Raw genomic sequence first — 26578 nt, forward strand, 5'->3', positions numbered from 1 at the left:
CTCGGTCCGGCGCCGTGTCACTGTGGCGACCCGCCGGGCCGCTCATCCTGGCCCGACTCCATCCCGTACCGCTCGGGCTTCGCGCGGCGCGACATGAACGCCAGCAGCGCCTCGGCCGGAGAGAGGTCATTGTGCATCATCGCGACCACGGCCTCGGTTATGGGCACGTCCACGTTGGCGGTCCGCGCCAGAGCCAGGATGGACTCCGAGGACTTCACCCCCTCGGCGGTCTGCCGGGTCTCGGTGATGACCTCGTCCACCGTCATCCCGGAGCCCAGCTTCTCGCCGAACGTGCGGTTGCGCGACAGCGCGGAGCTGCACGTGGCGACGAGGTCGCCCATGCCCGCCAGGCCGGCCAGGGTGTGCTCGTCCGCACCCAGCGCCACCGCCAGCCGGACGGTCTCGGCGAGCCCGCGCGTGATCAGGGACGCCTTGGCGTTGTCGCCGAAGCCCATGCCCACCGCGACGCCCACCGCGAGCGCGATGACGTTCTTGACCGCGCCGCCCAGCTCCACCCCGACCAGGTCGGTGGTGGTGTACGGGCGGAAGTAGGCCGACTTGCAGATGTGCTGCAACCGCACCGCGGTCGGCTCGTGCGGACAGGCCACCACCGCGGTCGCGGGCTGGCGCTCGACGATCTCACGGGCGAGGTTCGGCCCGGAGACCACGGCCACCTGCTCCGCCGGAAAGTCCAGCTCCTCGGAGATGACCTGGCTCATCCGGCGGGAGGTCCCCAGCTCGACCCCCTTCATCAGGCTCACGACGACCGCGTCCCGGGGGATCAGCTCCGCCCACGCGGCGAGGTTCTCCCGAAGGGTCTGCGAGGGCACGGCGACCACCACGAACCCCGCGCCGTTCAGCGCCTTGGCCACGTCGGTCGTCGCGCTCAGCGCCGGGTTCAGCGCGATGTCCGGGAAGTAGTCGGGGTTCTCGTGCCGCTGGTTGAGCGCGTCCACCACGTCGGTGCGCCGGCCCCAGATCTCGACGTCCGCGCCGCCGGCGTCGGCCACCACGTTCGCGAACGCGGTTCCCCACGAACCGCAGCCCAGTACGGCGACTCTCGTCATCGCGCGCCCCCTGTTCCTTGGTTGGGCCCTTCAGGACCGTGCCGTGCCGTGCCCCGTCTCGCCGGTCTCCTCCGGTTCGGCGGCGGCGCCGTTCTTGCCCGCGACCGGCCGCTCACGCTGCTCGGCCCGTCCCTCCCCGGGTTGCTCGACCTGCTCGGTCCGCTCGGCCTCCTCCTTGCGTTCCGCCTCCTGCTGGCGGGCCCGCTTCGGGTCGTGGGGCACAGCGGGCGGGTCCTCCCCGCGTATCTCAGCCTGCAGGCCGGTGATGGCCCGCATGATCTCGGCGGTGGCGTCCCGCAGCACAGTCGCGGTCATCGGCTGGCCGCGGTAGGCCGACAGGTCCACCGGCGGGCCCGCTTCGAACCGGACGCGCTTGCGGGGGAACGGACGCAGCTTCTTGGTGCCGTAGCGCAGCAGGTTCTGCTCACCCCAGTGGGCCAGTGGGACCACTGGAACGCCGGTGCTCAGGGCCAGCCGCGCCACGCCGGTCTTGGCGACCATCGGCCACAGGTCGGGGTCGCGCGTGCAGGTGCCCTCGGGGTAGATGATCACCGACGAGCCGTCCTCGACCAGTGCCTTCTCCGCCTCCTGCAGGGCCTTGACCGCGTCGGTGCTGCCCCGCTTCACCGGGATCTGGCCGGTGCTGTTCGCCACAGCCTTCACCACCGGGATCCGAAAGACGCTCTCCTTGGCCGTGAACGTGGGCCACCGGCGGCCCGCGACGTAGAGGTAGTGGGCGATGGTCAGCGGGTCCGCCCAGGACAGGTGGTTCGCCGCGATGATCACGCCGCCCTCGCGCGGGATGTTCCGCTGCCCCTTCCACTCGGCCTTCGTCATCGCCGTGAGGATCGGGCGGACGATGCTGGCGACGACGACCTTCACCCATCGCGACTCACGTTGTTTCACCGCGGACTCCTAACCATCTCGACGCCCGCCGAGACGCGTGCACTGTCAACCGCGTGCGGTCGGTCCCGGTCGCGCACAGCCGAACCAGTCTAGGACGAGTGGCGCCAGTGGACGGCACGCCCGCGGCGCCGCCTGGTCGAAACCACCACCTGCGGCGGCCAACCGTCCGGCCACGACATAGTCTTTCTAGCGTCCTGGACACGACCGCGTCGAGAGGCGGCCCACGTGCCCGCAGCCCCTGCGGCCCTGCAATGGTCGCCGGTGATCCCGGTGAAGCGCCTGGCGGGCGCGAAGACCCGCCTGGGCACCTTCGCCGGACCGCACCACGCCGATCTCGCGCTCGCCATGACCTGCGACACCGTTATGGCGGCCGTCCAGTGCCAGCGAACCCGCGCGGTGGTCGTTGTCACCGATGACGAGCGGGCGGCGCGCGCCGTGCGGGAGTTGGGCGCCCGCGTTGTGCCCGACGTGCCCGCGGCCGGGCTGAACCCGGCCCTGGTGCACGGGGCCGCCGAGGCCGCGCTCCAGCACCCCGATGCCGGGGTGTGCGCGCTGTCCGCGGACCTCCCGGCGCTGCGCCCGGACCAGCTCGACCGCGCTCTGCGGGCGGCCGGGGACCACGAGCGCTCTTTCCTGGCCGACGCGCCGGGTTCCGGCACGGTGTTGTACGCGGCGGCACCTGGCTCGGAGTTCATCCCGGCGTTCGAAGGGGCCTCCCGCAGCCGGCACCGCGAAGCCGGCGCGACCGAGCTCGTACTCGACGGTGTCGCGAGCGTGCGCCGAGACGTCGACACGGTCGCCGACCTGCGCGCCGCGGTCGAGCTCGGCATCGGCCCGCACACCGCCAAGGTGCTGGCCGCGCTGGAGATATGAGCCGGGGACCCCCGGACACGCGACTGCCCGGGCCCCGAAGGACCCGGGCAGCGCCACGAGCAGTGATCCCTCACTAGCCGCGCTGATCGCGCCAGCTCACTTCTCGTTCACCAGCGCCTTGAAGTCGGACCCCGCGCGGAACTTCGGAACGTACTGCGCAGGGACATTGATCTGGGCCCCAGTGGCGGGGTTGCGAGCCGTACGGGCGGCCCGCTCGGACTTCTCGAACACGCCGAAGCCGGTGATGGCGACTTTGTCACCAGTGGCGACGGTTTGCTGGATGGTCTCCAACACGGCGTTGACCGCCTCGGTGGCGGTTTTCTTGTCCCCCAGCCGGTCGGAGATAGCGTCAATCAGGTCACGCTTGTTCATTGGTTCCTCCGGTTCCCCCTTGCTCGCACGAAGTTAGGGGACGGAAGCCCCTGAGCACAAACACTTGCGGGCCCGAAATCAGCGTGTCGGAGGGTCCTCAGGCTGCGGAGGAAGCTCATCGAGCATCCGGTCAAGTCTCTCGGAGGCGCGAACAGGGTCCCTTTTGACCGCTTCCGTAACGGTCAAAAGCCTACGAATGACCGGAATTCGGACATCCTCCGGGAGCGCGTTGGCCCTGCGATGGGCGTCTCTGAGGCGCTCCGCCAAATCAAGGTAAAATTCCTCGTCCGGCGGGCCCTCTCGGCCTACTGCGTCACCGGGAGCCACGGCTTCCGGCGCTCCTCGTAGTCATCAATCGCGCCAGTCTCGCGGAGGGTCAGCGCGATGTCGTCCAACCCTTCGAGCAGCCGCCAGCGCGTGTAGTCGTCGAGCTCGAACGACTCCGCAACCCCCGGCGCGCGCACCTCGCGCTTCTCCAGGTCCACGGTGACCTCGGTCGACGGGTCCGCCTCGACCATGTCCCAGAGCCGCTCGATGACCTCCTGGGACAGCACGACGGTGAGGAGCCCGCCCTTCAGCGAGTTGCCGCGGAAGATGTCGGCGAAGCGCGGCGCCAGCACGGCCTTGAAACCGTAGTCCTGCAGCGCCCACACAGCATGCTCGCGCGAAGAGCCCGTTCCGAAATCGGAGCCGGCGATCAGCACGCTCCCGTCCTTGAACTCCGGCTTGTTCAGCACGAAGTCCGGGTCGTTCGCCCGCCAGGCGGAGAACAGCCCGTCCTCGAAGCCGGTACGGCTGACCCGCTTCAGGTAGACGGCGGGGATGATCTGGTCGGTGTCCACATTGCTGTAGCGCAGCGGCACGGCGCGGCCGGTGTGGACGGTGAACTTCTCCATGTCGGCCTTTCAGTTCCTTGGTCGTGGTGGTTTACAGGTCCGCGGGCGAGGAGAGCGTGCCGCGGACCGCGGTCGCGGCGGCGACCAGCGGGGAGACCAGGTGGGTGCGGCCCCCCTTGCCCTGCCGCCCCTCGAAGTTCCGGTTCGACGTGGACGCGCTGCGCTCGCCCTGCGTGAGCTGGTCGGGGTTCATGCCCAGGCACATCGAGCAGCCTGCCTCGCGCCACTCGGCACCGGCGGCGGTGAAGACCTCACCGAGCCCTTCGGCGTTCGCCTGCTCCTTGACCCGCATCGAGCCGGGGACGACCAGCATCCGGACGTCATCGGCCACCTTGCGGCCGCGGATGATCTCGGCCGCCGCCCGCAGGTCCTCGATCCGGCCGTTGGTGCACGAGCCGAGGAACACCGTGTCGACCGCGACCTCGCGCAGCGGCGTCCCCGGAGCGAGGTCCATGTACTCCAGCGCCTTCTCCGCCGACGCGCGCCTGGACGGGTCGTCGAACGACGCGGGGTCGGGCACGGCCGCGTCCAGCGGCGCCCCCTGGCCGGGGTTGGTCCCCCACGTGACGAACGGGCTGAGCTCGTCGGCGTCGAGTACCACCTCGGCGTCGAACTCGGCGTCATCGTCGGTGCGCAGGCTCTTCCAGTGCGCGACCGCCTCGTCCCACGCGGCTCCCTCGGGAGCGTGCGGGCGCCCCTTGATGTAGTCGAACGTGGTCTCGTCGGGAGCGATCATCCCGGCCCGCGCGCCGGCCTCGATCGACATGTTGCAGATCGTCATCCGGGCTTCCATGGACAGCGACCGGATGGCCTCACCGCGGTACTCGATGACGTATCCCTGGCCGCCGCCGGTACCGATCTTGGCGATGACGGCGAGGATGATGTCCTTGGCGGTCACACCGGGCCCGAGGGTGCCGTTGACGGTGACCGCCATGGTCTTGAACGGGCTCATCGGCAGGGCCTGGGTGGCCAGGACGTGCTCCACCTGGCTGGTGCCGATCCCGAAGGCCAGGGCGCCGAAAGCGCCGTGGGTGCTGGTGTGGCTGTCACCGCAGACGATGGTCATGCCCGGCTGGGTGAGGCCGAGCTGCGGGCCGACAACGTGCACGATCCCCTGGTCGATGTCGCCCATGGGGAAGAGCCGGATGCCGAAGTCCGACGCGTTCTTGCGCATCGTCTCGATCTGGGTGCGCGACACCTTGTCCGCGATGGGGCCCAGGATGTTCTCCGTCGGGACGTTGTGGTCCTCCGTCGCGACGGTGAGGTCGGGGCGGCGAACGGGGCGGCCAGCGAGCCGCAGACCCTCGAACGCCTGGGGACTGGTGACCTCGTGCACCAGATGGAGGTCGATGTAGAGCAGGTCGGGCTCCCCATCGGCACGCCGGACGACGTGCTCCTCCCAGACCTTCTCGGCCATCGTGTGAGCCATTGGCGAGGCCTCCTCGCGTTTCGACGTTTCGTTCCGGAGCCGCTCGCCGGCGCGTTCCCCGTGGTTACGGACTTCGCATCAGGGGATCCGAGTAGATTTGCGTACCAAATAGCGAGACGGCAATATCAAGTCATGGACAACTCTAGCCCATCCAGCGGTGTCGGTGTCTTGGACAAAACTATGTCCGTTCTCGACGCCCTGGAGTCCGGCCCGGCGTCACTGGCCAGGCTCGTACGAATCACCGGACTGGCCAGGCCCACGGCCCACCGCCTGGCGGTCGCCCTGGAGCAGCACCGCATGGTCACCAGGGACAGCCAGGGCCGGTTCGTTCTGGGCCCGCGCCTCGGCGAGCTCTCCATCGCCACCGGCGAGGACCGGCTGCTGGCCGTGGCCAGCCCGGTGCTCGCGCAGTTGCGCGACCTCACGGGCGAGAGCGCCCAGCTCTACCGCCGGCAGGGCGAGGTTCGGGTGTGCGTCGCCGCGGCCGAGCGCGCGAGCGGGCTCCGCGACACGGTGCCGGTGGGCACCGAGCTCCCGATGAACGCGGGGTCGGCGGCGCAGGTCCTGCTGGCGTGGGAGGACGCCGAGCGCATCCGCCGATCCCTGCGGGGCGCGCGCTTCAACGCGACCAGCCTCACCCAGGTCCGCCGCCGCAGGTGGTCCCAGAGCGTCGGCGAGCGCGAGCACGGCGTGGCCTCGGTCTCGGCCCCGATCTCGGGTCCCGGCGGGCGGGTCATCGCCGCGGTATCGGTCTCCGGCCCGATCGAGCGGCTCACCCGCTCCCCGGGGCGGCTGCACGCCCAGGCCGTCACCGCGGCCGCGGAGAAGATCAACGAAGCGCTGCACAGCCACGAGGCGCCGGCCTGACGGCAGGGCGCTTCGAGGATGACCGTGGTGGCAGTCCCGAGGGGAAAGTGTCACCACGGTCAGGCTCAGCGCGCGGCTAGTCGGGCGCCGCCGGGGTTCTGGAGGGTCCGGAGGTGGGGCGTCCGCGACCGGCGAAGCCGATTGGGCGGCACACCGGAGGCGCCCGAAGGTTCCCGGCCCCCAGGCGCCCGACCCGGCGAGCCCCAGAAGACTCTACTTAGGAGGCTCGTTCCACATCCGCGGAGCGCAGTGGCTCCCCGACGCGGTGCAGGTGCGCCAGCGCCTCGGCCTGCGACCGCAGGAAGCCGGTCTCGTGGTAGTCGACCCCGATCTCGGCGCAGAACTCTTTAACGATCGGTTGCGCCTGCCGGAGCTGCGGCGCTGGCATGCTCGGGAACAGGTGGTGCTCGATCTGGTAGTTCAGCCCGCCCAGGGCGATGTCGGTGAACCAGCCGCCGCGCACGTTGCGCGATGTCAGCACCTGCTTGCGCAGGAAGTCCAGCTTGTTCTGGCCCCGCAGGGTCGGCATGCCCTTGTGGTTCGGGGCGAAGATGGTTCCGAGGTAGATCCCGAACAGCGCCTGGTGTACCGCCAGGAAGACCAGTGCCTTGCCGGGGGACAGCACGAGGAACAGCGCGCCCAGGTAGACGGCGAAGTGTGTGAACAGCAGGGCGCCTTCGAGGAGCCGGTTCTTCATCCACGGCTGGAACAGCGCCCGGACGCTCTGTATGTGCAGGTTCATGCCTTCGAGCGTGAGCAGCGGATGGAAGAGGAACGCCTGCCAGGGGCCGATGATCCGGGCCAGCCCGGTAGCGGTCTGAGCCTGCTCGGTGGACCACACCAGGATCTCCGCCCCGGCGTCGGGGTCGAGCTCCTCGTGGTTGGGGTTGGCGTGGTGGCGCGTGTGCTTGTCCTGCCACCAGCCGTACGCCATCCCGATGCCGAGGTTCCCAACGAGGCGCCCGGCGATCTCACTTGGTCTTCGGGTGCGGAAGACCTGGCGGTGCGCGAGCTCGTGCGCGAGAAGACCGGCCTGGCCGAAGATCGCGGCGAGGAACACCGCGACGGCCAATTGCGCCCAGGTGTCGCCCAGCAGAACGAACGCCGCGCATCCCGCGGCGTACAGCAGCCCGATCACGCCGGCGCGTATCGCGTAGTGCTTGGGAGCCCGTTCCAGCAGTCCCGCGCCCGAGATCCGCCGGGAAAGCCGCGCGAAGTCGCTTCCGCCCTTCCGGCGCGGCGGCTCCGTGGTCACACCCCCTTGGGAGCCAGACGTCCACCCTGACGGAGCGTCCCCGCTGCTAGCCTCGCTTGTACTCATGGAGTTCCTGCCCCCGTTCGATTAGCTGCGTTCGTCCGAGCGGGCGCGGACCAGCCGCCACACAGGAACGAGCACAGCCTATGCGGCCAGCACAACCCTCCTGGCCCGGCCACCTCGAGTCCGGCCGGGAATGCGCACCGCAGTCCCGGTTCTCGTGGCCGCGCCCCATACAAGAAAGTTAGGTCACGCCCCGCCAGCCGAACTATGAAGCCAGCGGGACGAAGCCGGGTAGTGCAGGCCCCACTCTGGGGTCTCCAGCCGGCTGGAAGGTGATCTTTCCCACAACGCGGCGTGAATGGACGATCCTGGAAGGTTCGGCGCGTACGCGCTCGCCGTCCTTGCGCCCGCCAACACCCGAATGATCCGCGGGAATTCCACGAAAAGCACCACGGCTACGCAAAGCAACGGCTACTATCCGAAGAGTTGAGGCTTGTTGTCCGCCTGACGAGGTAGGTGCCCGTGGGATCACCGTTCACATTGCCCGAGTTCCACCTCCCGCATCCCGCCCGGCTCAACCCCCACCTGGAACGCTCCCGTGCGCACAGCACCGAGTGGGCCCGGGACATGGGCATGCTCGACACGCCCACTCCCGACGGCGGGACTGTCTGGGACGAATCGGCCCTCGCCGCCATGGACTACGCGCTTATGTGCGCCTACACCCATCCGGACTGCGACGGCCCCACACTGGATCTGATCACCGACTGGTACGTCTGGGTGTTCTTCTTCGACGACCACTTCCTGGAGGAGTTCAAGTACTCCCGCGACCTGCGGGGAGCCCAGGCCTATCTCGACCGCCTCGAACTGTTCATGGTCGCCGAGGACGAGGAACCGCCCGAACCGGCCAATCCGGCCGAGGCGGGTCTCAACGACCTCTGGCAGCGCACGATCCCGATGATGTCGCCGGAGTGGCGGCAGCGCTTCACCGTCCGGACGCACAACCTGATGGTGGAGTCGATGTGGGAGCTGGACAATATCAACCGCGGCCGGATCGCCAACCCGATCGAGTACATCCAGATGCGCCGCCGGGTCGGCGGCGCGCCGTGGTCCGCGAGCCTGGTCGAGGTGGCCACGGGCGCCGAGGTGCCCGACGATCTCGCCGGAACCCGGCCCCTCCGGGTGCTGACCGACACCTTCGCCGATGCCGTCCACCTGCGCAACGACCTGTTCTCCTACGAGCGCGAGGTCCTGGAGGAGGGGGAGAACTCCAACGCCATTCTGGTCTTCGAGCGGTTCTTCGACTGCTCGACCCAGGAGGCGGCCGAGCGCGTCAACGACCTGCTGACCTCCCGTCTGGTGCAGTTCGAGAACACGGCCCTGGGTGAGGTCCCCGCGCTGTTCGCCGACCACGCGTCGCCCCCTCCCGAGCAGCTCGCGGTGGCCGCCTACGCCAAGGGGCTGCAGGACTGGCAGGCGGGCGGGCACGAGTGGCACGCGCGGTCGAGCCGCTACATGAACGACGGCGCCGCCACGGCCACGACCCGCGTCCTCACCGGGCCGACCGGTCTGGGGTCCTCCGGGAGCCGGCCACGGCTCGGCCCGATCGGGCCGGGGATGCGGCGCAGGGCGCGGCAGCACTCCCAACCGGTCTTCACCCGCGTGGGGCACCTGCCGCTGCCGGAGCTGTACATGCCGTTCGCGTTCCGCACGAACCCGGGCATCGACGAGGCGCGCCGCTACTCGGTGGGCTGGGCGCGCAGCGTGGGCATGTTCGACTCCGTGCCCGGCGTGGAGATCGGCGGCGTGTGGGACGAGCGGCGCTACATCGGGTTCGACCTCGCGCACTGCGCGTCGATGATCCACGCCGACGCCGACCTCGACGAGCTGAAACTCTCAACGGACTGGCTGAGCTGGGGCACCTACGGCGACGACTTCTTCCCCGCCGTGTTCGGGGGCACCCGCAACCTGGCCGCGGCCAAGGCGTGTGTCGCGCGGCTCCCCGCGTTCATGCCGCTGGACGCCGGAACCACTCCCCCGCCGACCAACGCCCTGGAGCGCGGGCTGGCGGACCTCTGGTCCCGCACCGCCAGCCCAATGACCGAGTCGGCGCGCGCGGAGTTCCGCACGGCGGTCGAGGACATGACGCAGAGCTGGCTGTGGGAGCTGGAGAACCAGGCCCAGCACCACGTGCCCGACCCGGTCGACTACCTGGAGATGCGGCGCGGGACCTTCGGGTCGGACATGACGATGAGCCTGGCGCGGCTCTCACGCTCCGGCAACGTGCCCAGCGAGGTCCACGACACCCGCACGATCCGGGAGATGGAGACCGCGGCGCAGGACTACGCCTGCTTCACCAACGATGTGTACTCCTACCAGAAAGAGGTCGAGTTCGAGGGGGAGATCCACAACATCGTCGTGGTCGTGGAGAACTTCCTGGAGGTCGACCGCCTCACCGCACGCGACATCGTCGCCGACCTGATGGCGGCGCGGATGCGGCAGTTCGAGCACATCATCAGCGTTGACCTGCCGAACCTGTTCGAGCAGTACGACCTTGACGAGCCGGCCCGCCAGGCGCTGACCCGACAGGCCGACGAGCTCAAGGACTGGATGTCCGGAATCATGGAGTGGCACGACAAGTGCGTGCGGTACCACGAGGACCAGTTGCTGCGTGATCGCGGACTGGCCGCGCCGACCGGGTTCGCGCAGCGACCAACGGGCCTGGGTACCTCCGCGGCACGGACCGCGGAGCTGGCGGGGAGGCGCGTACCGCACTAGGTCGTGCCGGGAAACCGCGGATGGGGCAGGGCCCGCGCTGGCAGACCCGGAGGCCGTGTCAGGTCGCCTTGGTCGCACCAATGCCGAGTGGGGCCCTGCTCCCCTGCTGATGCCCGGGAATCCGCCGAGGGCGGTCAATGGGGTGACCGCACCAGGGGTGGAACGTCCTTCGGGCCGGGGCTCCGCCTTCGCTGTGCGCAGGGGTGGTGCACCCTGGACACGGAAAATGCCTCCTGGTGCTGTCCGGGACGGTGCGGCCGTCTCCTACTGCTGGGTGGAAAGGCGCTCCGGGGAACGCAGGGAGCGTTCGTAGGCAGCGCGGTCAGCCCGGAACGGGCCCATGGGCAGCGCGCCCCAGGATGAGCGGGTCGGATACCGGAAATCACGCCAGGTCACCGTTTCGAGGCCCACCTCGATCCGTACGCACAAAGGGAAGCACTCCCAGATACCGCAGTCGCAGCCGAGGACCGGAACACCCCAGGTGTCCCCGTACCCAGCGAGATCGAGGCGTTCTCCAGTACGCATGGTTGCGCCCGGCCACCCGTGCCACTCGCCCAGGAAGTGCCGGCTGGGCCAGCCGACCTCGTCCTCCGGCAGCGGGTGCCCGCGCCCCAGCACGTACTCGCGCAGCTCAGCCTCCACCTCCTCCGGGTCCTCCCCATCGAATTCGCCTTCCTCCTCCCACTCCCGCCGCCACAGGCTCCAGGTCGCCGCAGCGAGACGCCACCGCAGGTCGACACCATCGATACGCATGGCTAGCATGCGTGGATCCACCACACCGACGCGTTCGGTCTCACGGTCCGGCAGGGAAACGAACTCGATCTCGTTCATGGGTCTGCCCTATCCCGAATCCGCAGCGCCGCGCGAGTGGCAGCCGGGGCGCGCCTCTCGCGAGCGGGGGGTGCCGCACGGGGGTGGGGACCGTCCGGTCCCCACCCCGCGCTTTTCGCTCCCGGTGGCACGGCCACGGGCCGGTCGCCGCGGATCCGCCGGCCGGATGGCGCGGACTACTGCAGGGGGACGCTCAGGATGCGGTCGTCGCCCGAGCCAGGTTGCCCCCGGCCGTCGCGGTTGCTCGTGCTAACCCACAGCTCGTCGCTGTCCGGGACCGCCTCGACGTGCCGCAGCCGGCCGTACTCGCCGGCCCAGTGGTCCACCGGATCACCGACCGGGTCGTCGGCGTCGCCGGTCAGCGGAACCTGCCAGAGCCGCTCGCCGCGCAGCGCGGCGACCCACAGCGACCCGCCAGCGATCGCCGCGCCGCTCGGGGACGCCTCGGCGGGCTGCCACACCACGGCCGCGTCGCGGTAGTCCTCGTTTCCGGGCGCGCCCGTGACCTCGGGCCAGCCGTAGTTGCCGCCCGGCTCGATCACGTTGACCTCGTCGTCGGCGTCGGCGCCGAACTCGACGCCGAACAACTGGCCGTCGCTGTCCCAGGCCAGACCCTGCACGTTGCGGTGCCCGTAGCTGTACACCTCGTTGCCGAACGGGTTGTCGTCGGGGACGCCGCCGTCGGGGGTGAGGCGCAGGATCTTGCCGGCGAGCGAGTCGGTGTCCTGGGCGCGGTCGCCTTGCTGGGCGTCGCCGGTGCCCACGTAGAGCATGTCGTCGGGGCCGAAGGCGATACGGCCCCCATCGTGGGCAACGCTGCTCGGGATGCCCTCGATGATCACCTCGGGCTCGCCGAGTTCGCCGTCTTCGAAGGGCATGCGGACAATGCGGTTGTCAGTGTCGGTGGTGGCGTAGGCGTACACGTGGGGATCCGACTCGAAATCGGGCCCGAGCGCCAGCCCGAGCAGCCCGCCCTCGCCGCCGGGCGCGGCCGCGTCCACCGTTCCGACCTCGCTGACCTCCCCCTCGGGATCGACCCGGACAATCCGGGCGCTGTCGCGTTCGGTCGCCAAGGCACCGCCCCCGGGTAGGAACTCGAAGTCCCATGGCACCGCCAGGTCGGTGGCGACGTCGGAGGGACTCCCCGGAGCAGCGTCGCCCTCTTGGGAGGCGCCGTCCCCGGTGGTGGGTTCGCTGTCCGACGCGTCGTCAGGCGCGCACGCCGCGAGAAGGGCGAGCACGCCCAATGCGGCCGCGGCCCTTAAGGGGCCAGGTGTCCTGTTCCGTTGAGGCGCTAAGCGCATGCCCAAAGTCTTGCCCAACGGAACGAGACACATCAAGCGGAGTTCACGGGATCCTGGTGGAACCGCCGACCATCTCAGCGCGGCGCGCGGGCGAGGCGGTCCGCGGCCCGCCGGGTCTCCCGGGTGACCGGCCGCGTCCCCAGGGCCTTGCCCAGCCCCATGCGGGGGACGTCGGCGTAGATGGCCTCAAAGCCCCGGCTGTCCGGGGACTGCGGGACACCGATCTCGTAGGTCTCGTGCCAGATTCCCGCCGTGCCGTCCCGGCGCCGGTAGAACTCCTGCCAGGCCTTCGCGTGCCTGCTGTCGCGCGCGTAGCGCATCAGGGCCTCCGTGCTCTGCCAGTACTGCAGCGACGTGATCCCGCGGGCCCCGATGAGCGTGCGGCTGTGCAGCAGCCCCAGCTCGGGCCGGCCCTGCAGCTCGAGCTCCATCTCCCGGAACTCTCTGCTGATCCACCACCACACGCGCGGCTTGAGCAGGGCGTTCACCCGGACGCCGAGCAGGAACACGGTAAGGGTGTCCCGCGGCTCGGCCGTGCGGCGCTCATTCTCGATCTCGGTCACGACTTCTCCAATTGGATAGTGCAACTCTCTAATATTGGAGAGTATTACTATCTAGTTCAGATGGAAAGGGGGTTCGGGTGCGCGTTTCCGAACTGAGCCGGCACAGTGGCGTACCGGTCGCGACGATCAAGTACTACCTGCGCGAAGGGCTACTGCCCAAGGGCGAGGCCACATCCGCGACGCAGGCCGTCTACAGCGAGACCCACCTGCGGCGGCTGCGGCTGATCCGGGCACTGGTGGAGGGAAGCGGCGTGCCGCTGGCGAAGGTCCGCGCGATCCTGGACGCCATCGACGACACCGGCGTCGACCTGCATCACCTGCTGGGCACCGTGCAGTACGCGCTCACGCCCGAGACCACGCCCACCGACGACCCTGAATGGCAGGATGCGCAGCAGCGCACCGAGGGGCTCCTCGCCCGGCTCGACTGGTGGGTCGGTCCCTTCTCCCCCGCGCGGCACCAGCTCACCCGGGCGATCGCCACCGTGCTGGGCCTCGGCTACGAGGTGGGCCCGCACACCCTGGACGTCTACGCCACCGCCGCGCGCACGATGGCCGACCACGACGTCACCCGGATCGATCCGGCCGCACCGCGCGAGGAGGCGGTCGAGTACGTGGCGGTCATCACCGCACTCATGGACCAGATGGTCCTGGCGCTGCACCGGTTGGCCCAGGAGGACGCGTCGGCCCGCCGCTTCCATGATCCTGACGCGGAGTGCTGACCGGGACGAACAGGACCGCTACCGCGCGGGCCGCCCGTTCACTGGGGCTCGAAGACCACTGTGACCTCGTCCTCCTCGATGGCCTCCACCGTGGCCGTGTAACCGCCCAGGTCGGCGGACTCGCCCTCGGCGAGCTCCGCGGTGGCTTCGTTGCCCATCGGACCGGCCAGCACCGTGGCCGACTCGCCCGGGCTGATCTCCTGGACCCCGTAGCGGTCACCATTGCTGAACTCGTCCTCGTACTGCGAGTTGGTGGTGAGGGTGCACACGTCGTTGTTGCACGACTGGGAGTGGTACTGGCAGCCCGTCAGGGCAAGGGCAGCGGCAGCGAGAAGAGCCAGGGACGCGACTCGCGCGGAGCGCGCGGGGATCATTGGTGGTTCCTCCTTGGAACTCGTGGAACGCCGCCCGAATATGATGCCCGCACCGCGCGGTTGGTTCCCGAGTTCCCCCACGGCGGAAAGGTTCGCCATGCCCAGCAGACCCCCCTTCGCCCTGCGCTACGCGGAGTTCCTGAGGACGCACCCCAAGGCCGCCGGAGCCCTGGTGGGGGTGCTCTCTGGGCTGCTGTCCGGTGCCGGGACCAGCCTGCTCCTCGTCCTGGACGACGTTTCCGGACTTACCAGTGCGGGCGGGGTGATGCTAGGCGTCTTCGTCGGCGTGGTAGTCGGCCCCATCACGGGCGTGATCGCCGGGTCCATGCTGCGCGGGCTGACGCCCCCGCCGCTCTTCGCGGCCCAGGGCCCGCCCATCAACCGCGCCCAACTGCGGGAGGCCCGTCGCCTGGCGCGGCGCGGTGCGGCCGCCGACGACCCCGACACCGCGCGCCTGGCCGCCTGGCAGGCCCAGCAGCACCTGCGTTGGCAGCGGCCTTCCCAGCGGCCGTCGTGGCGCGACTATGTGGACTGGCGGACCGTGTTCTTCGCGGTCATGCTCCTGGTGTGCGGTGGCCTACTCGTGGGCGCGCTGCGCGCCGGGAACACCGGGGAGACGCTCTTCCGGGGCTTCTCCACACTGTTCTGGCTGTTCGGGCTGGCAAGTGTCCCCTGGACGAACCGCCTTCTGCGGCGCGCCCGCAGCGCCCTGGAGGCCAACACGGCGGTGGTCGAGGCGCATGAGGCCGAACGCGCGCGCCAGGAGCCGTCGGAGTTCGGGGCGGGATAGCCACCAGGGCCGCGAACCGGTACGCAGCGTCCGGAAAAGCCAACCCCGCGGCTGAAACCGAGGGGCCGCGCCGCTGGAAAGCCGATCGGCGCGGGTGCGCGAACCGCGCGAAAGCGGGAACCGGTACCCCCGAGCGGATTCGAACCGCCGTTACCGCCTTGAGAGGGCGGCGTCCTAGGCCACTAGACGACGGGGGCCAACGATGAGGCCGCATCCTGGCGCGAACCGCCCGCACCCTTGCGGGTGGAGACCGACGCGCCACTGGAGTGGCCCTACCCAGAAAAGGGCTCCCACCGAAGTGGGAACCTTCCGCTGTGCGTACCCCCGAGCGGATTCGAACCGCCGTTACCGCCTTGAGAGGGCGGCGTCCTAGGCCACTAGACGACGGGGGCCTATGACCGCTTTGTACTGCACGGCCGGGCCGGCAACCGACCCGTGGTGGCGGTCCGTACGCGTACCGGTGCCACTGCTGGGGTACCAGGACTCGAACCTAGACTAACTGAACCAGAATCAGTCGTGCTGCCGATTACACCATACCCCAGTGCTACGCGGAAGCCGGTCCCGTGTTGGGCCCCGCTCCCTTCGGCGCAGCCATTACTCTAGCGGACGTCGCGACTGCTCGCGAACTGGTTTCGGCACAGCGCGAGCGCCCCCACGCTCAGGAGACCGAACCGGCGCCCGACTCGGTCTCGGTGGCGAGCTTGGCCAGCGCCGCCCGCAGCCGTTCCTGCGCGCGCTCGCGCCCCAGCAGCTCCAACGACTCGAACAGCGGAAGGCCCACAGTCCGCCCGGTCACGGCAACGCGGACCGGCGCCTGCGCCTTCCCGAGCTTGAGGCCGAGCCCGGTGCCGACCTCCTCCAGCGCGGCCTTCAGGGCCCCCGCCTCCCACGGCAGATCGGGGTCGGCGAACCGGTCGAGCGCCGCCGCCAGCATCTCCGGCGCCACACCCGGCTTCATCGCCTTCGCCCAGCTCTTCTCGTCCTCGACGGGCTCCGGGAGGAACAGGAAGTCGACATTCGGCACGATCTCACTGAGCACCGCCACCCGGCTCTGCGCCAGCGGGGCGATCGCGGTGAAGACCTCCTCGTCGAAGTTCTCCTCGGGCCACGGCGCGTGCTCGGGCGCGAGCCACGGCCGGCACCGGTCAACGAACTCGCCCACGCTGAGCGACCGGATGTACTCGCCGTTGAAGGCCCGCAGCTTCTGCTCGTCGAAGAACGCGCTCGAACTGTTGACGTCAGAGACCCGGAACAGCCCCTCCATCTCGGACCACGGCATGATCTCGCGGTCGTCGCCGGGGGACCAGCCGAGCAGCATCAGGTAGTTGACCATCGCCTCGGGGAGGTAGCCCTCGTCCTGATAGGTCTCCAGGGCCACCTTGTCGCGGCGCTTGGACAGCTTCTGCCGCTTCTCGTTGACGATCACCGGCAGGTGCGCCCACACCGGGGGCTGATGGCCCAGCTCCTGCCACAGCAACTGCTGCTTGGGGGTATTGGACAGGTGCTCCTCACCCCGGATGACGTGTGTGATGCCCATCTCGACGTCGTCGACCACGTTGGCCAGTACAAACAGCGGGGAACCGTCGGCGCGGGCGATAACGAAGTCCTCGATCGAGGCGTTGTCGAACTCCACGCGGCCGCGGACCTCGTCGTCCACCACGGTCGGCCCGCCTTCGGGCACCCGGAACCGCAGCGCCCGCCCCGGACCGGGCCCCAGGCCGCGGTCGCGGCAGAAGCCGTCGTAGCCCAGGTGCGGGTTGTCGCGCCGCTGTTGCACCTGTTCCCGGGTGCAGTCGCAGTAGTAGGCGCGCCCTTCCTTGTGCAGTAAAGCTGTGGCCTCGTGGTGCTTCTCGGCGTACTCGGACTGGAAGTAGGGCCCTTCGAAGTGCGGGTCCTCCTTGTGGATGCCCAGCCATTCCAGGGCGCTGATGATGCCCTCGGTCCACTCGGGTTTGTTGCGCGCGGCGTCGGTGTCCTCGACGCGGAGCACGAACTTGCCCTCGGCGCTCTGCCGGGCCAGCGCCCAGTTGAACAGCGCGGAGCGGGCACCACCGACATGGAACATGCCTGTGGGGGACGGGGCAAACCGGGTACGGATCGGAGTCTCAGTCACGTTCACCAGCCTACTGGGGCACGCTCACGGTAGGAGAGAACCCGGCGACCGGTCGGGGCGTGCCCCGCGGCGGCGCCGGGGTCAGTCGCGGGTCGCCACCCGGTTGCTCAGCTCGCCGATCTTCTCGACGCTGACCGTCATCTCCTGGCCCACATCGACCGGGCCGACACCCGCCGGGGTTCCGGTGAGGATGACGTCGCCCGGCAGCAGGGTCATGAAGGAGGTGATGTAGGCGACCATCGCCGGGATGTCGTGGATGAAGCTCGCCGTGCGGCCGTCCTGGCGCACCTCGCCGTCGACCGTGGTGGTTACCCGGAGGTCGCTGGCGTCCTCCAGGCTCAGCCCGGTCTCGACCCACGGGCCGATGGGGCAGAAGGAGTCGAATCCCTTGGCCCGGGTCCACTGCTTATCGGTCTGCTGCAGGTCGCGCGCGGTGACATCGTTGGCACAGGTGTAGCCGAAAATGACGTCCTTCGCGCGCTCGCGCGGGACCTCCCGGCACACGCGGCCGATGACGATGGCCAGCTCCCCTTCAAAGTCGACGTGTTCCGAGATCGGCGGGTAGAACACAGGATCGCCGGGGCCGGCGACCGCGGTCGAGGGCTTGAGGAAGACGACCGGGGCGTCGGAGGGCTCACCGGTGACCGCGGCCATCTCGGCGATGTGGTCCGCGTAGTTCTTCCCGATGCACACCACCTTGCTCGGCAGCACGGGTGACAGCAGTCGGACGTCCTCCAGCTTGGCCCGTTCTCCGGTGAGCTGAACGTTCCCGAGCAGCGGATGCCCGCTCATCCGAGAGACGTACTCCTGGCCGCCCTCCTCCACGTCGATCAGGCCGAAGCCGACGTCCTCACCCGACGAGAATCTCGCGATGCGCAAAGCTCTCCTACCTCACGGTCCACACGGCTTGCGTTCGCAGCCAAGCCTAGCGAGGAAGCACCGAGCCAGCGCACGGGTACCGGGATCTCCGGCGGGCGGGTTCCGGCCGTGCGACGCGGGCGCGGACGACACCGCGGACACGGCGCCGCGGCGCCGCAGGCGTCCGGCGCGGGGGGCCGTATCCGGCCACCCGCGCCGGGCCAGCGAGGACGGCACGGGATCAGCCGCCCGAGCCGACCTCCGCGATCGCCTGTTCGATCCGCTCGGCCAACTCGACGTCGCGCGTCGTCACCGCACCCACGGACGCGGTGCGCACCGTGAAGGTGACACCGCCGGCAACGCGCTCGCGGTGCGCCGGGTGTCCCAACTCGCGCCCAACGCGGTCGACGCGGCCCTCCAACGGAGGCAGCCGATCCTGCGGCACCCGCACCACGCGCGTGAGCCCGCTCGTGTCGCCGTCCCACTCCGGCATCCGGTCCAGAACGGTGCGCACGGTCTGGCTGTCGAGCCGGCTCGGCGCCCCTGTTGCCCCCGCGTCGGCGCGGCCGGCCGCGCCGACCGGGTCGCCAGCCCACTCCGCGAGCTCCTCCGGAAGCGCCTTGGCGAGCTCCGCGCCGAGATCCGGTGCGGCGTCACCGATCTCGGAGAGCACCAGACGCGCCAGATGCAGCCCTCGCTCCGGCGGGCAGTCCATCGCGCGCGCCACCTCCAAGGCGAGGTCTCCGGACTCGGCGGCCGCCCCCGGACGGTCGCCCTCAGGGATGGTGACCAGCGAGGCGGGCAGGGTCTCGGCGAGCCTGGCCCGCACCTGCGAGCCCACGTGGGGAGCCAGGACGGTGAGAACGGACTGCACCGCCTGGCGGGCGTCGTCGGCGCCGGAGATCCCTTCGCGCGCTGCCACGCGGTCGACAAGCTCCTGGTGTGCGATCATCCCCGCCCTGCCTTTCCGCGGCTTCGTACTCGTCGGCTATCGCGCTGTCCGCGGCTTCGGACCATCAGTCGCTGCTGCCGGCGCGCGAGAACTCGCGCAGGTCGTCGGGCAGGCTGTTGCGGACCTTGGTCATGATTCCGCCGGTGGTGGCCTCGTCGAGCAGCTCGAAGACCACGCGGGCCAGATGGGCGGCCTCGGGCTCGTCGGTGTACGCCCGCTCACTGAGCCGGGCGACGAACTCGCCCTGGCCGAAACGGGCCGCGTGGTCGGAGGTGGGATCGGCCGTCACCCGGCGCACGTGCTCGCCGATCTCCACCGGAAGCTGGGCCGCCAGATCCTCGGCCAGGTCCGGTGGCAGCCGTTCGGCCAGCGTCTCCAGTGTCGCGCGGGTCGCGGACTCGGCGGCTCCCCTGCTGTCGAGGCGGCCGCGTGCCTGAACCTGTCCGATAAAGATGTCGTGCTGCATATCCTCCCCCTGGTTCCCCGCCATGGCATCGCCGGCGGTGGGGCGCGCCCACCACCGTTCCAGCGGCGTCGTAGTCCGCCGCTGACCAGGCCCCTTACTGGGTCGGCTACCACGTGCGGTGCCCGCTATGCATCGCCGGCCAGGGTCGTGCAGGCACGCGGCGCTCCCACCCGCCGAAGCTCTGGGCAGGGCAGGAGAAAAAGGGGCGCCCCCAGAGTGGGAGGGGACTCTGGGGGCGCCTGTACCGGCCGCGTCCGCTCGGGACACGGGAAAGGTCCGCAGACTGCACTAATCCTAAGCAGAACACCATACCCGGCGAAAACGGCGGCGGTCTCGCACCGGATCAGCGCGCGGTCCGCGGTCCCCGCCCGCCGGTGCGCCACGCTCGCCACATCACCGGGGCGACGACCAGGTAGGGCACCGCGGCCACGGCGAACAGCGGACCCGGGCCGGCCCAGGTGGAGCCCAGCGCGTAGCCGGCGAACACGAGGACGGCGACCACCTCCACGCCGAACCCCGCGGCCGACGTCACGGTGGCCCGGGAGCGGTTCGAGACCAGGTCTTGGAGGCGGGCTTCGGCGTTCACGCTCGCCCATCGGAAGATGCCGAACGCCGCGGCCACCAGCACCATGCCCGCCGCGTGCCCGCTTATCGCGCCGGCGACCAGCAGGACCGCGCCAAGCGCCAGCAAGGGCCCGCTCCAGGGCGTCGCCCGCCCCGCCAGCCAGCCGCCCACCGCCATACCGGCCATAACCAGCAGCTCCAGCAGTGGGACCGCGGAGACGGGGACACCGGTGGAGTGCGCGAGCAGTGGGGTGTACTCCTCCAGCGCGTCGAAGCCCGAAAGTACCGCGATGAGCAGGATCGCGCCGCGCACCCGCGGCGACCGCCGTACCTCGGCCGCGCCGGCGCGCAGCACCCCGACGAGACCGTCCCCGTCCGGCTCAGCGGAGCCGCGCGACTCCGGCATCGACCACGCCACCGGGACGCGGAGCAGGGTCACGGCGACGCTCGCGACTCCCACCGCCAGGTAACCGCCCACCGCGAGGGTGGGCGCCGCCAGCGCGGTGGCCACCATGGCCGCGGCCGGCCCCAACGCACGGGCGCGGCCGATGACACGCGCGAACGCGCCATGCGCGCCGACCCGTTCAAGAGCCTCGTATACCAGCGCTTCGAGCGCGCCCGAACTCAGGGAACCGCCGGCCCCCCACAGCACGAAGCCCACCGCGAACGAGGGGTAGGAGGGCAGGAACGTCCACAACGCGAACCCGGCGGCGGTGCAGAGGGGCGCCGCCACAACGAGGTACCGGCGCGAGAACCGGTCGGCGAGCAGCCCGAACGGGATCTCGAACACGAAGGTCGTGACCGACCAGAGGATGAACAGCGAGGAGATCTCGGCGGGTGAGAGCCCGGTGTCCGCGAACAGCAGCGCGTACACCGGGTAGAGGAGCACGAGGTCCTCAAGAAACGCGTAGGCGTAGAGCCCGCGCGTGATCCGTGACTCAGGTGTCGATCAATGTCGTTTCCGCATACGCGCGATCCTACGCCGGCCGCCGGGCACACGCCACGGATTTCGCGGACCCTTCGACAGCGCATCGGCCGCGCGCCCGACAGGCCGCGTTTCTACTGGCCAAGACACCTTTGGGCTGCTTTGATCGAAGTTACACATGGGCGCGCACGACTTCGGGCTCTTCGCTGCGGTCCTCGCCACCGCCGCGGCCGCCGGGCTGGCCTCCGGCTTCCTGCGCCAACCGCTGATCGTCGCCTTCATCGGCGTGGGGATCCTGGTCGGGCCGGTGGGATTCGACTGGGTGTCCGGCAGCAGCGAGTTCGACCTCCTCGCCCGCCTGGGGATCGCGGTCCTGCTGTTCCTCGTCGGTCTGCGGCTGGACCTGCACCTGATCCGCAGCACCGGCCCCATCGCGCTGGCCACCGGCCTCGGCCAGGTCGTGTTCACCTCGGCGATCGGCTACCTCATCGCACGCGGTCTCGGCATGGAGCCGATGACCGCGACCTACGTGGCGATCGCGCTGACGTTCTCGTCCACGATCATCATCGTCAAGCTCCTCTCCGACAAGCGGGAGCTTGACGAGCTCCACGGCCGCGTCGCTGTGGGCTTCCTCATCGTGCAGGACATCGTTGTCGTGCTGGTGATGATCGGGCTGACCGCGTTCGGGCGCCCGGCGTCGGAGGACAGCATCGTCTGGGAGATCGCGACGGTGCTGGGTACCGGGATTGGGCTGCTGGCCGGGATCGCGCTGGCGACGCGGTTCGTGCTGCCGTGGCTGCTGCACTACATCGCACGCTCCCAGGAACTGCTGGTGCTGTTCGGGGTCGCCTACGCGGTCTCGGTCGCCGCGCTCAGCGAGTGGTTCGGGTTCAGCTCCGAGGTGGGCGCGTTCCTCGCCGGGGTGTCGCTGGCCACCACCACCTACCGCGATGCGCTGGGTGCCCGCCTGGTGAGCCTGCGCGACTTCCTGCTGCTGTTCTTCTTCCTCAACCTCGGCGCCCAGCTGGAGTTCGCCGACGCCGCCCGGCAGTTCCTCGATGCCGCAGTGCTCTCGGTGTTCGTCCTGGTCGGCAACCCGATAATCGTCCTGCTCATCATGGCGGCGATGCGCTACCCGGTGCGTGTCGGCTTCCTCGCCGGCCTGACCGTCGCCCAGATCAGCGAGTTCTCCCTGATCCTCGCGGCGCTCGGGTTCACCCTCGGCCACATCGGCACCGCGACCGTCAGCCTGATCACGGTTGTCGGGTTGATCACCATCGGCGGGTCGACCTACCTGATCCAGTACTCGCACCAGATATACCGGTGCGTGGAGCGTGTGCTGGCTCCGCTCGAACGCTCCGGGGCGTGCGACACCACCGCAGGCGCGGAAGCCGGCATCGACGTGATCCTGTACGGACTCGGCCGCTTCGGTGGGCAGGTGGCCGACCGTCTCGCCGCCACCGGGCACCGCGTGCTGGCGGTCGACTACGACCCGCAACGTGTCGCCGAAAGCGACCGCGCGGGCGTGACCACCGTGTTCGGCAGCGCCGAGGACCTCGACTTCCTGGATACCCTGCCGCTGGCCAGCGCGCACCTGGTGGCCAGCACCATTCCGAACATCGAGACGAACCGCGCGCTGCTGCACGCGCTGCGCCACCACCAGTTCCGGGGCCGGGTCGCGCTGACCGCGCACACCCCGCGTGACGCGGAGCTGCTGCGCGCCGCCGGGGCCGACATCGTGCTCGAACCATTCTCCGCGGCGGCCGCCAGCACTCTTGCGCTGATCTCCAACGAAGTAGCCTCCGCAGAGGATCCGGACCGCGACAGCGACCAATGAGGACCGCGGCGAACTGCTGTTGCGGCACCCATCGAACCAGCGCACACTGCCGTGACACGTGGCAGAACCGCCACACAGCATCCGGCCCGCGCATGTAGCACACTGGGGCTCGGAGCCGGGCCGAGGGAGTGTTTCGTTACGGGTCAACGAGCGGCCAACTCCCCACTCGGGCCACCCGGCGGGTGTGCCGCAGCGAGGGCCGGGCGACCGCCGACGGCATACACAACCGGGCTCGTGGCGAGGATCCTGGATGACTGTTCGGGCGAACCGGCGCGGCGAACACCGTGCGGGCACCCGCGAACCCCCATGATGCACGAAGCACGACCGAAGACACGGACCCGACGACGAGGAGGCGCCCTGTGGGCGAAGTGGTGAAGTTCAACGTACTGACGGTCCCTGAGGATGAACGGGCCACTCTGGAGGAGCGGTTCGCCAACCGCTCGGGACTCGTCGAGGGGCAGCCCGGGTTCCGGGAGTTCCAGTTGCTCCGCCCGGTCGAGGGCACCAACCGCTATCTCGTGTACACGCGCTGGCGCTCCGAGGAGGACTTCCAGAACTGGCTGCAGAGCACCGCCTTCCAGAAGGGCCACGCCAAGGCGGCGGCCGACGCGGGCCGGGAGGACGCCGGCGAGCACGGGCACGGCCATGGCCACGGTGGCGGGCACGGCGGTCCCGCGGCGACTGCCAGCGAGCAGTGGGGCTACGAGGTCATCCAGCACGTCAAGGCCGACGAGTGAGGTATCCGTACCGGCCGGCCGGCTCCCGCGTCACGGCCCGTCCCGGCGGGCACGCGGACAGCGCGTCCCGGACCGCCCCGCCTGTCCCGGATGCCGTGGGCGCACCCGAGCACCGGCGCTGAAAGGGTCCTGAGCACGTGTCGACCGCCAAACGGCGCCCCGCGCGCGCCCATCGCCGTCCCAAGCACCGGCGCCGGCGCCGATACCCGCTGATCCTTCTCGGCTGCCTCACTGTCCTCATGGAACTCGTCCTGATCACCACTCTCCCCCCGGCCGAGAACGAGCCCGGCACGGAAACAGAGGACGACGACCGCACCGAGCTCTCGGCACCCGACGCCGCCTCCGAAGCGAACGGCGGCTCCTCCCCTGACGAGGAGGAACCGCCGGTTCTGCGGCGCTCCGTCGTCGACGAGGCCGACAGCGCCAGCGGCGACATGGAGGTGGTCGAGGGCGAGAGCGAGGCGTCCGGCGACGGACCCACGATGCGCTACGTGGTCGAGGTCGAGAAGGGCCTCCCGGGCAAACCCGGCGACTTCGCCGACGCCGTCGAGATCATCCTCGCCGACGAACGGAGCTGGGGCGGCGACGGCGAGCTATCGTTCGCGCGCGTGGCCTCCCGGGACGAGGCGGACTTCACGGTCACCCTGGCGGCGCCCGAGACCGTCGACTCCCTGTGCGCGCCCCTGCAGACCAACGGCCGCGTCTCCTGCTCCACCGGGCAACAGGCGATCATCAACCAGAACCGCTGGGTCAGCGGGGTCGAGCACTTCAACGGCGACCTGGAGACCTACCGCATCTACGTCGTCAACCACGAAGTCGGCCACGTCCTCGGGCACAACCACGTTGACTGCCCGGAACCTGGAGAGCCGGCCCCGATCATGCAACAGCAGACGTTCGGCCTGGACGGCTGCGAACCCAACGGGTGGGTGAACCCGTAGGCAGTCTTCGGGGTTGCGGCGCCCGACTGTATTCTCCTGGCTCGCTGCCGCTCGCCTGGTCGGGCGCCGCCCAGGGTCAGGGAGCCGGGTAGCCCTGCATCAGCAGGCCGTAGGACACCGCCTGCTCCAGCGCGATCCACGACGCGTCGATGACGTTCTCGCCGACCCCGACCGTGGTCCACTCGGAGCGGCCGTCGCTGAACGTGACCAGGATGCGGGTGATGGCGCCGGTTCCCGTCCCGCCTTCGAGGATGCGGACCTTGTAGTCGGTGAGGGACAGGCTGGCAAGCGCCGTGTACACGCCCTCGACAGCGCTGCGCAGCGCACGGTCCAGCGCGTTGACCGGGCCGTTGCCCTCAGCGGTCGCGATCACCCGCTCGCCCTTGACGTACAGCTTGACGGTGGCCTCGCTGACCGCCTCGCTCTCCTGCGACGTGAAGAGGGCGGGCCGGGCGGCACCGGCGTCCGTGGGGGAACGCTCCGCGATAACCCGCCAGGACTCCGTCTCGAAGTAGCGCACCTGCCGGCCGAGCTCCTCGCGCAGCAGCAGCTCCAGCGACGCGTCGGCCGCCTCGAAGCTGTACCCGGCCTGTTCCAGGGACTTCACCCGGTCCACCACCCGGCCGACGGCCTCGCGGTCATCACCGAGGTCGAGCCCGAGTTCCTTGGCCTTCAGCTCGATCGAGGCGCGGCCGGCCATGTCGGAGACCAGCATCCGCATGTCGTTGCCCACGAGCGTGGGGTCCGTGTGCTGGTACAGGTCGGGGTCGACCTTGATCGCCGAGGCGTGCAGCCCGGCCTTGTGCGCGAACGCCGAGATCCCCACGTAGGGCTGGTGGGTGGCCGGGGCGATGTTCACGATCTCCGCGATGGCCAGCGAGACCCGGGTCGCCTCCCGCAGGCAGTCGTCGGGCAGGATGTCGCGGCCGTACTTGAGGGCGAGATCCCCGACCACCGTGAACAGGTTCGCGTTGCCCACGCGCTCGCCGTAGCCGTTGGCGGTGCACTGCACGTGGGTTGCGCCGGCGTCGACGGCGGCGAGCGTGTTGGCCACCGCGCAGCCGCTGTCGTCCTGGGCGTGCATCCCGAGCCGGACGTCGGTGCGCTCCCGCAGTTCCGCGATGACCGCGGTGATGTCCGCCGGAAGCATGCCGCCGTTGGTGTCGCAGAGGACGACCACGTCGACCCCCGCGTCGGCGGCGGTCCGCACCACGCTGACCGCGTACTCGGGGTCGTAGCGGTAGCCGTCGAAGAAGTGCTCGCAGTCGAGGAACACCCGCTGCCCGCTCTCGCGCAGGTGGGAGATGGTGTCGGCGACCATCTCCAGGTTCTCTTCGGGGGTGGTGCGCAGGGCCTGCTCGACGTGCCGGACGTCACTCTTGGCGACAAGAGTGACGACCGGCGCACCGGAGTCGCGCAAAGCGGCCACCTGAGGGTCGTCGGCGGCCCGCACACCGGCCCGGCGGGTCGCGCCGAACGCGGTGAGTTGCGCGTGCTTCAGCGGCAGCTCTTGTGAAGCCCGCTGAAAGAACTCGGTGTCCTTGGGGTTGGCTCCCGGCCAGCCGCCCTCGATGAACCCGACGCCGAACTCGTCGAGCAGCTTCGCGATGGCGAGCTTGTCCGCGATGGTGAGAGTGACACCTTCGCGCTGCGCGCCATCGCGCAGGGTCGTGTCGAAGACGTGGAAACTGTCGTCTGGCATGGGAAGCTCCCGGAATGAACGCGTCGCGTGATCGTGCGGTCCCGCCAGCGGCAATAAAAAAGACCCCTCGTGGACACGAGAGGTCAGCGCGCTGGCGAGGTCCGTTTTAGCCAGCGCGCCTCACGATAATGATCAGCTGAGACGGCACGGGTAACAGTCTGCCATACCCAGCGACGCACCGCCGACTCAACCCCCGCATGTCGAGGGGCGGGCCCGCATAGGCCGGCCATGCCCGGGCACCAGGCCCGGCCTGCGCTCAGACCTCGCTACGGCGCACGGCGGAGAGGAAGTGGGCCCAGGTAGCGGCGCCGAAGTCCAGGTGGCCGAGTTGTCTGTGCTGGGTGTCGCGAACGAGCACCCGCTCGTGCCCGTTCTCCGTGCGGTACTCGACGCAGTTGGCGTCACCACCGGTGCTGTAGCTGGACGTGTGCCAAGGGGCGGCCACCTCGACGCAGTTACCAC

The 26578-nt window shown here is 70.0% G+C and carries 26 protein-coding genes and 3 tRNA genes; 8 read left to right on the plus strand and 21 right to left on the minus strand.

Annotation, left to right across the window (positions count from 1 at the left end):
- Positions 1-17: 17 nt before the first annotated feature.
- Both F4561_RS21565 and F4561_RS21570 read right to left on the minus strand, forming a co-directional pair.
- Entirely contained in the window at positions 18-1067 is a 1050-nt protein-coding gene (locus tag F4561_RS21565) for an NAD(P)H-dependent glycerol-3-phosphate dehydrogenase (protein WP_184581176.1), read from the minus strand.
- Positions 1068-1097: 30 nt separating this feature from the next.
- Positions 1098-1949: a lysophospholipid acyltransferase family protein gene (locus F4561_RS21570; protein ID WP_184583984.1), complete on the minus strand. Its 852-nt coding sequence runs from the start codon at positions 1947-1949 to the stop codon at positions 1098-1100.
- Between the two features lie 249 nt (positions 1950-2198).
- Between F4561_RS21570 and cofC the strand changes: the two genes are divergently transcribed.
- Positions 2199-2846 carry a 2-phospho-L-lactate guanylyltransferase gene (cofC, locus tag F4561_RS21575; protein ID WP_312885426.1) on the plus strand — a complete coding sequence of 216 codons (648 nt, stop codon included), beginning with the start codon at positions 2199-2201 and terminating at the stop codon, positions 2844-2846.
- Positions 2847-2942: 96 nt separating this feature from the next.
- Here cofC and F4561_RS21580 read toward each other — a convergent pair whose 3' ends face one another.
- The 4 genes from F4561_RS21580 to leuC form a co-directional block, all read right to left on the minus strand.
- Positions 2943-3218 (minus strand): HU family DNA-binding protein, encoded by a 276-nt coding sequence (locus F4561_RS21580; RefSeq protein WP_184581177.1) that lies wholly within the window; start codon positions 3216-3218, stop codon positions 2943-2945.
- 78 nt (positions 3219-3296) lie between these two features.
- Positions 3297-3545, minus strand: a complete 249-nt coding sequence (locus F4561_RS34195; protein WP_512698659.1) for an SCO5555 family protein — start codon at positions 3543-3545, stop codon at positions 3297-3299.
- Positions 3524-4114: a 3-isopropylmalate dehydratase small subunit gene (gene leuD / locus F4561_RS21585; RefSeq protein WP_184581178.1), complete on the minus strand. Its 591-nt coding sequence runs from the start codon at positions 4112-4114 to the stop codon at positions 3524-3526. The genes F4561_RS34195 and leuD overlap by 22 nt, the downstream gene beginning before the upstream one ends.
- A gap of 31 nt (positions 4115-4145) precedes the next feature.
- A complete protein-coding gene (leuC, locus tag F4561_RS21590) occupies positions 4146-5543 on the minus strand; it encodes a 3-isopropylmalate dehydratase large subunit (protein WP_184581179.1) in 1398 nt (465 codons plus the stop codon).
- A 180-nt stretch (positions 5544-5723) separates the two neighbouring features.
- Here leuC and F4561_RS21595 point away from each other — a divergent pair, with 180 nt between their 5' ends.
- Positions 5724-6410, plus strand: a complete 687-nt coding sequence (locus F4561_RS21595) for an IclR family transcriptional regulator (protein ID WP_281384107.1) — start codon at positions 5724-5726, stop codon at positions 6408-6410.
- 217 nt (positions 6411-6627) lie between these two features.
- On the opposite strand, the gene F4561_RS21600 is transcribed toward F4561_RS21595, so the two are convergent.
- A complete protein-coding gene (locus F4561_RS21600; protein ID WP_246437887.1) occupies positions 6628-7587 on the minus strand; it encodes a fatty acid desaturase family protein in 960 nt (319 codons plus the stop codon).
- A 603-nt stretch (positions 7588-8190) separates the two neighbouring features.
- Here F4561_RS21600 and F4561_RS21605 point away from each other — a divergent pair.
- A complete protein-coding gene (locus tag F4561_RS21605; RefSeq protein WP_184581182.1) occupies positions 8191-10443 on the plus strand; it encodes a terpene synthase family protein in 2253 nt (750 codons plus the stop codon).
- Between the two features lie 264 nt (positions 10444-10707).
- Here F4561_RS21605 and F4561_RS21610 read toward each other — a convergent pair whose 3' ends face one another.
- The 3 genes from F4561_RS21610 to F4561_RS21620 all read right to left on the minus strand — a co-directional run bounded on the left by F4561_RS21610 (position 10708) and on the right by F4561_RS21620 (position 13141).
- Positions 10708-11274, minus strand: a complete 567-nt coding sequence (locus F4561_RS21610; RefSeq protein ID WP_184581183.1) for a hypothetical protein — start codon at positions 11272-11274, stop codon at positions 10708-10710.
- A 176-nt stretch (positions 11275-11450) separates the two neighbouring features.
- Positions 11451-12578, minus strand: a complete 1128-nt coding sequence (locus F4561_RS21615) for a PQQ-dependent sugar dehydrogenase (protein ID WP_184581184.1) — start codon at positions 12576-12578, stop codon at positions 11451-11453.
- A 74-nt stretch (positions 12579-12652) separates the two neighbouring features.
- Positions 12653-13141 (minus strand): monooxygenase family protein, encoded by a 489-nt coding sequence (locus tag F4561_RS21620; protein ID WP_184581185.1) that lies wholly within the window; start codon positions 13139-13141, stop codon positions 12653-12655.
- A 77-nt stretch (positions 13142-13218) separates the two neighbouring features.
- On the opposite strand from F4561_RS21620, the gene F4561_RS21625 reads away from it, so the two are divergent.
- On the plus strand, positions 13219-13860 hold the full coding sequence (locus tag F4561_RS21625; RefSeq protein WP_184581186.1) for a MerR family transcriptional regulator: 642 nt from the start codon (positions 13219-13221) through the stop codon (positions 13858-13860).
- A gap of 38 nt (positions 13861-13898) precedes the next feature.
- Here F4561_RS21625 and F4561_RS21630 read toward each other — a convergent pair whose 3' ends face one another.
- Positions 13899-14234: a hypothetical protein gene (locus F4561_RS21630; RefSeq protein ID WP_184581187.1), complete on the minus strand. Its 336-nt coding sequence runs from the start codon at positions 14232-14234 to the stop codon at positions 13899-13901.
- A 97-nt stretch (positions 14235-14331) separates the two neighbouring features.
- Here F4561_RS21630 and F4561_RS21635 point away from each other — a divergent pair, with 97 nt between their 5' ends.
- Positions 14332-15024 carry a hypothetical protein gene (locus F4561_RS21635; RefSeq protein WP_184581188.1) on the plus strand — a complete coding sequence of 231 codons (693 nt, stop codon included), beginning with the start codon at positions 14332-14334 and terminating at the stop codon, positions 15022-15024.
- A gap of 124 nt (positions 15025-15148) precedes the next feature.
- Here the strand turns inward: F4561_RS21635 and F4561_RS21640 are convergent.
- From F4561_RS21640 to F4561_RS21675, 8 genes are all read right to left on the minus strand, one after another.
- Positions 15149-15221 (minus strand) — tRNA-Glu (locus tag F4561_RS21640).
- 122 nt (positions 15222-15343) lie between these two features.
- Positions 15344-15416, minus strand: a tRNA-Glu gene (locus tag F4561_RS21645).
- Positions 15417-15493: 77 nt separating this feature from the next.
- A tRNA-Gln gene (locus F4561_RS21650) sits at positions 15494-15565 on the minus strand.
- 117 nt (positions 15566-15682) lie between these two features.
- Entirely contained in the window at positions 15683-17137 is a 1455-nt protein-coding gene (gltX, locus tag F4561_RS21655) for a glutamate--tRNA ligase (protein ID WP_184581189.1), read from the minus strand.
- An 81-nt stretch (positions 17138-17218) separates the two neighbouring features.
- Positions 17219-18016: a fumarylacetoacetate hydrolase family protein gene (locus tag F4561_RS21660; RefSeq protein WP_184581190.1), complete on the minus strand. Its 798-nt coding sequence runs from the start codon at positions 18014-18016 to the stop codon at positions 17219-17221.
- A gap of 220 nt (positions 18017-18236) precedes the next feature.
- Positions 18237-18947: a DUF2267 domain-containing protein gene (locus F4561_RS21665; protein WP_184581191.1), complete on the minus strand. Its 711-nt coding sequence runs from the start codon at positions 18945-18947 to the stop codon at positions 18237-18239.
- Positions 18948-19011: 64 nt separating this feature from the next.
- The gene (locus F4561_RS21670) at positions 19012-19413 is read right to left on the minus strand and encodes a DUF2267 domain-containing protein (protein WP_184581192.1); all 402 of its coding nucleotides are present in this window, start codon (positions 19411-19413) and stop codon (positions 19012-19014) included.
- A gap of 343 nt (positions 19414-19756) precedes the next feature.
- Positions 19757-20866 carry an MFS transporter gene (locus F4561_RS21675; RefSeq protein WP_312885428.1) on the minus strand — a complete coding sequence of 370 codons (1110 nt, stop codon included), beginning with the start codon at positions 20864-20866 and terminating at the stop codon, positions 19757-19759.
- 214 nt (positions 20867-21080) lie between these two features.
- On the opposite strand from F4561_RS21675, the gene F4561_RS21680 reads away from it, so the two are divergent.
- The 3 genes from F4561_RS21680 (at position 21081) to F4561_RS21690 (ending at position 24414) form a co-directional block, all read left to right on the plus strand.
- Positions 21081-22739: a cation:proton antiporter gene (locus tag F4561_RS21680; RefSeq protein ID WP_184581193.1), complete on the plus strand. Its 1659-nt coding sequence runs from the start codon at positions 21081-21083 to the stop codon at positions 22737-22739.
- 359 nt (positions 22740-23098) lie between these two features.
- Positions 23099-23476, plus strand: a complete 378-nt coding sequence (locus F4561_RS21685; protein ID WP_184581194.1) for an antibiotic biosynthesis monooxygenase family protein — start codon at positions 23099-23101, stop codon at positions 23474-23476.
- 137 nt (positions 23477-23613) lie between these two features.
- Positions 23614-24414 carry a DUF3152 domain-containing protein gene (locus F4561_RS21690; protein WP_312885429.1) on the plus strand — a complete coding sequence of 267 codons (801 nt, stop codon included), beginning with the start codon at positions 23614-23616 and terminating at the stop codon, positions 24412-24414.
- Between the two features lie 76 nt (positions 24415-24490).
- Here the strand turns inward: F4561_RS21690 and cimA are convergent, their stop codons facing one another.
- Both cimA and F4561_RS21700 read right to left on the minus strand, forming a co-directional pair.
- Positions 24491-26116 (minus strand): citramalate synthase, encoded by a 1626-nt coding sequence (cimA, locus tag F4561_RS21695; RefSeq protein ID WP_184581195.1) that lies wholly within the window; start codon positions 26114-26116, stop codon positions 24491-24493.
- A 256-nt stretch (positions 26117-26372) separates the two neighbouring features.
- Positions 26373-26561, minus strand: a complete 189-nt coding sequence (locus F4561_RS21700; protein ID WP_312885626.1) for a DUF397 domain-containing protein — start codon at positions 26559-26561, stop codon at positions 26373-26375.
- Between the last annotated feature and the right edge of the window lie 17 nt (positions 26562-26578).

This window comes from Lipingzhangella halophila, from assembly GCF_014203805.1.
GTDB lineage: Bacteria > Actinomycetota > Actinomycetes > Streptosporangiales > Streptosporangiaceae > Lipingzhangella > Lipingzhangella halophila.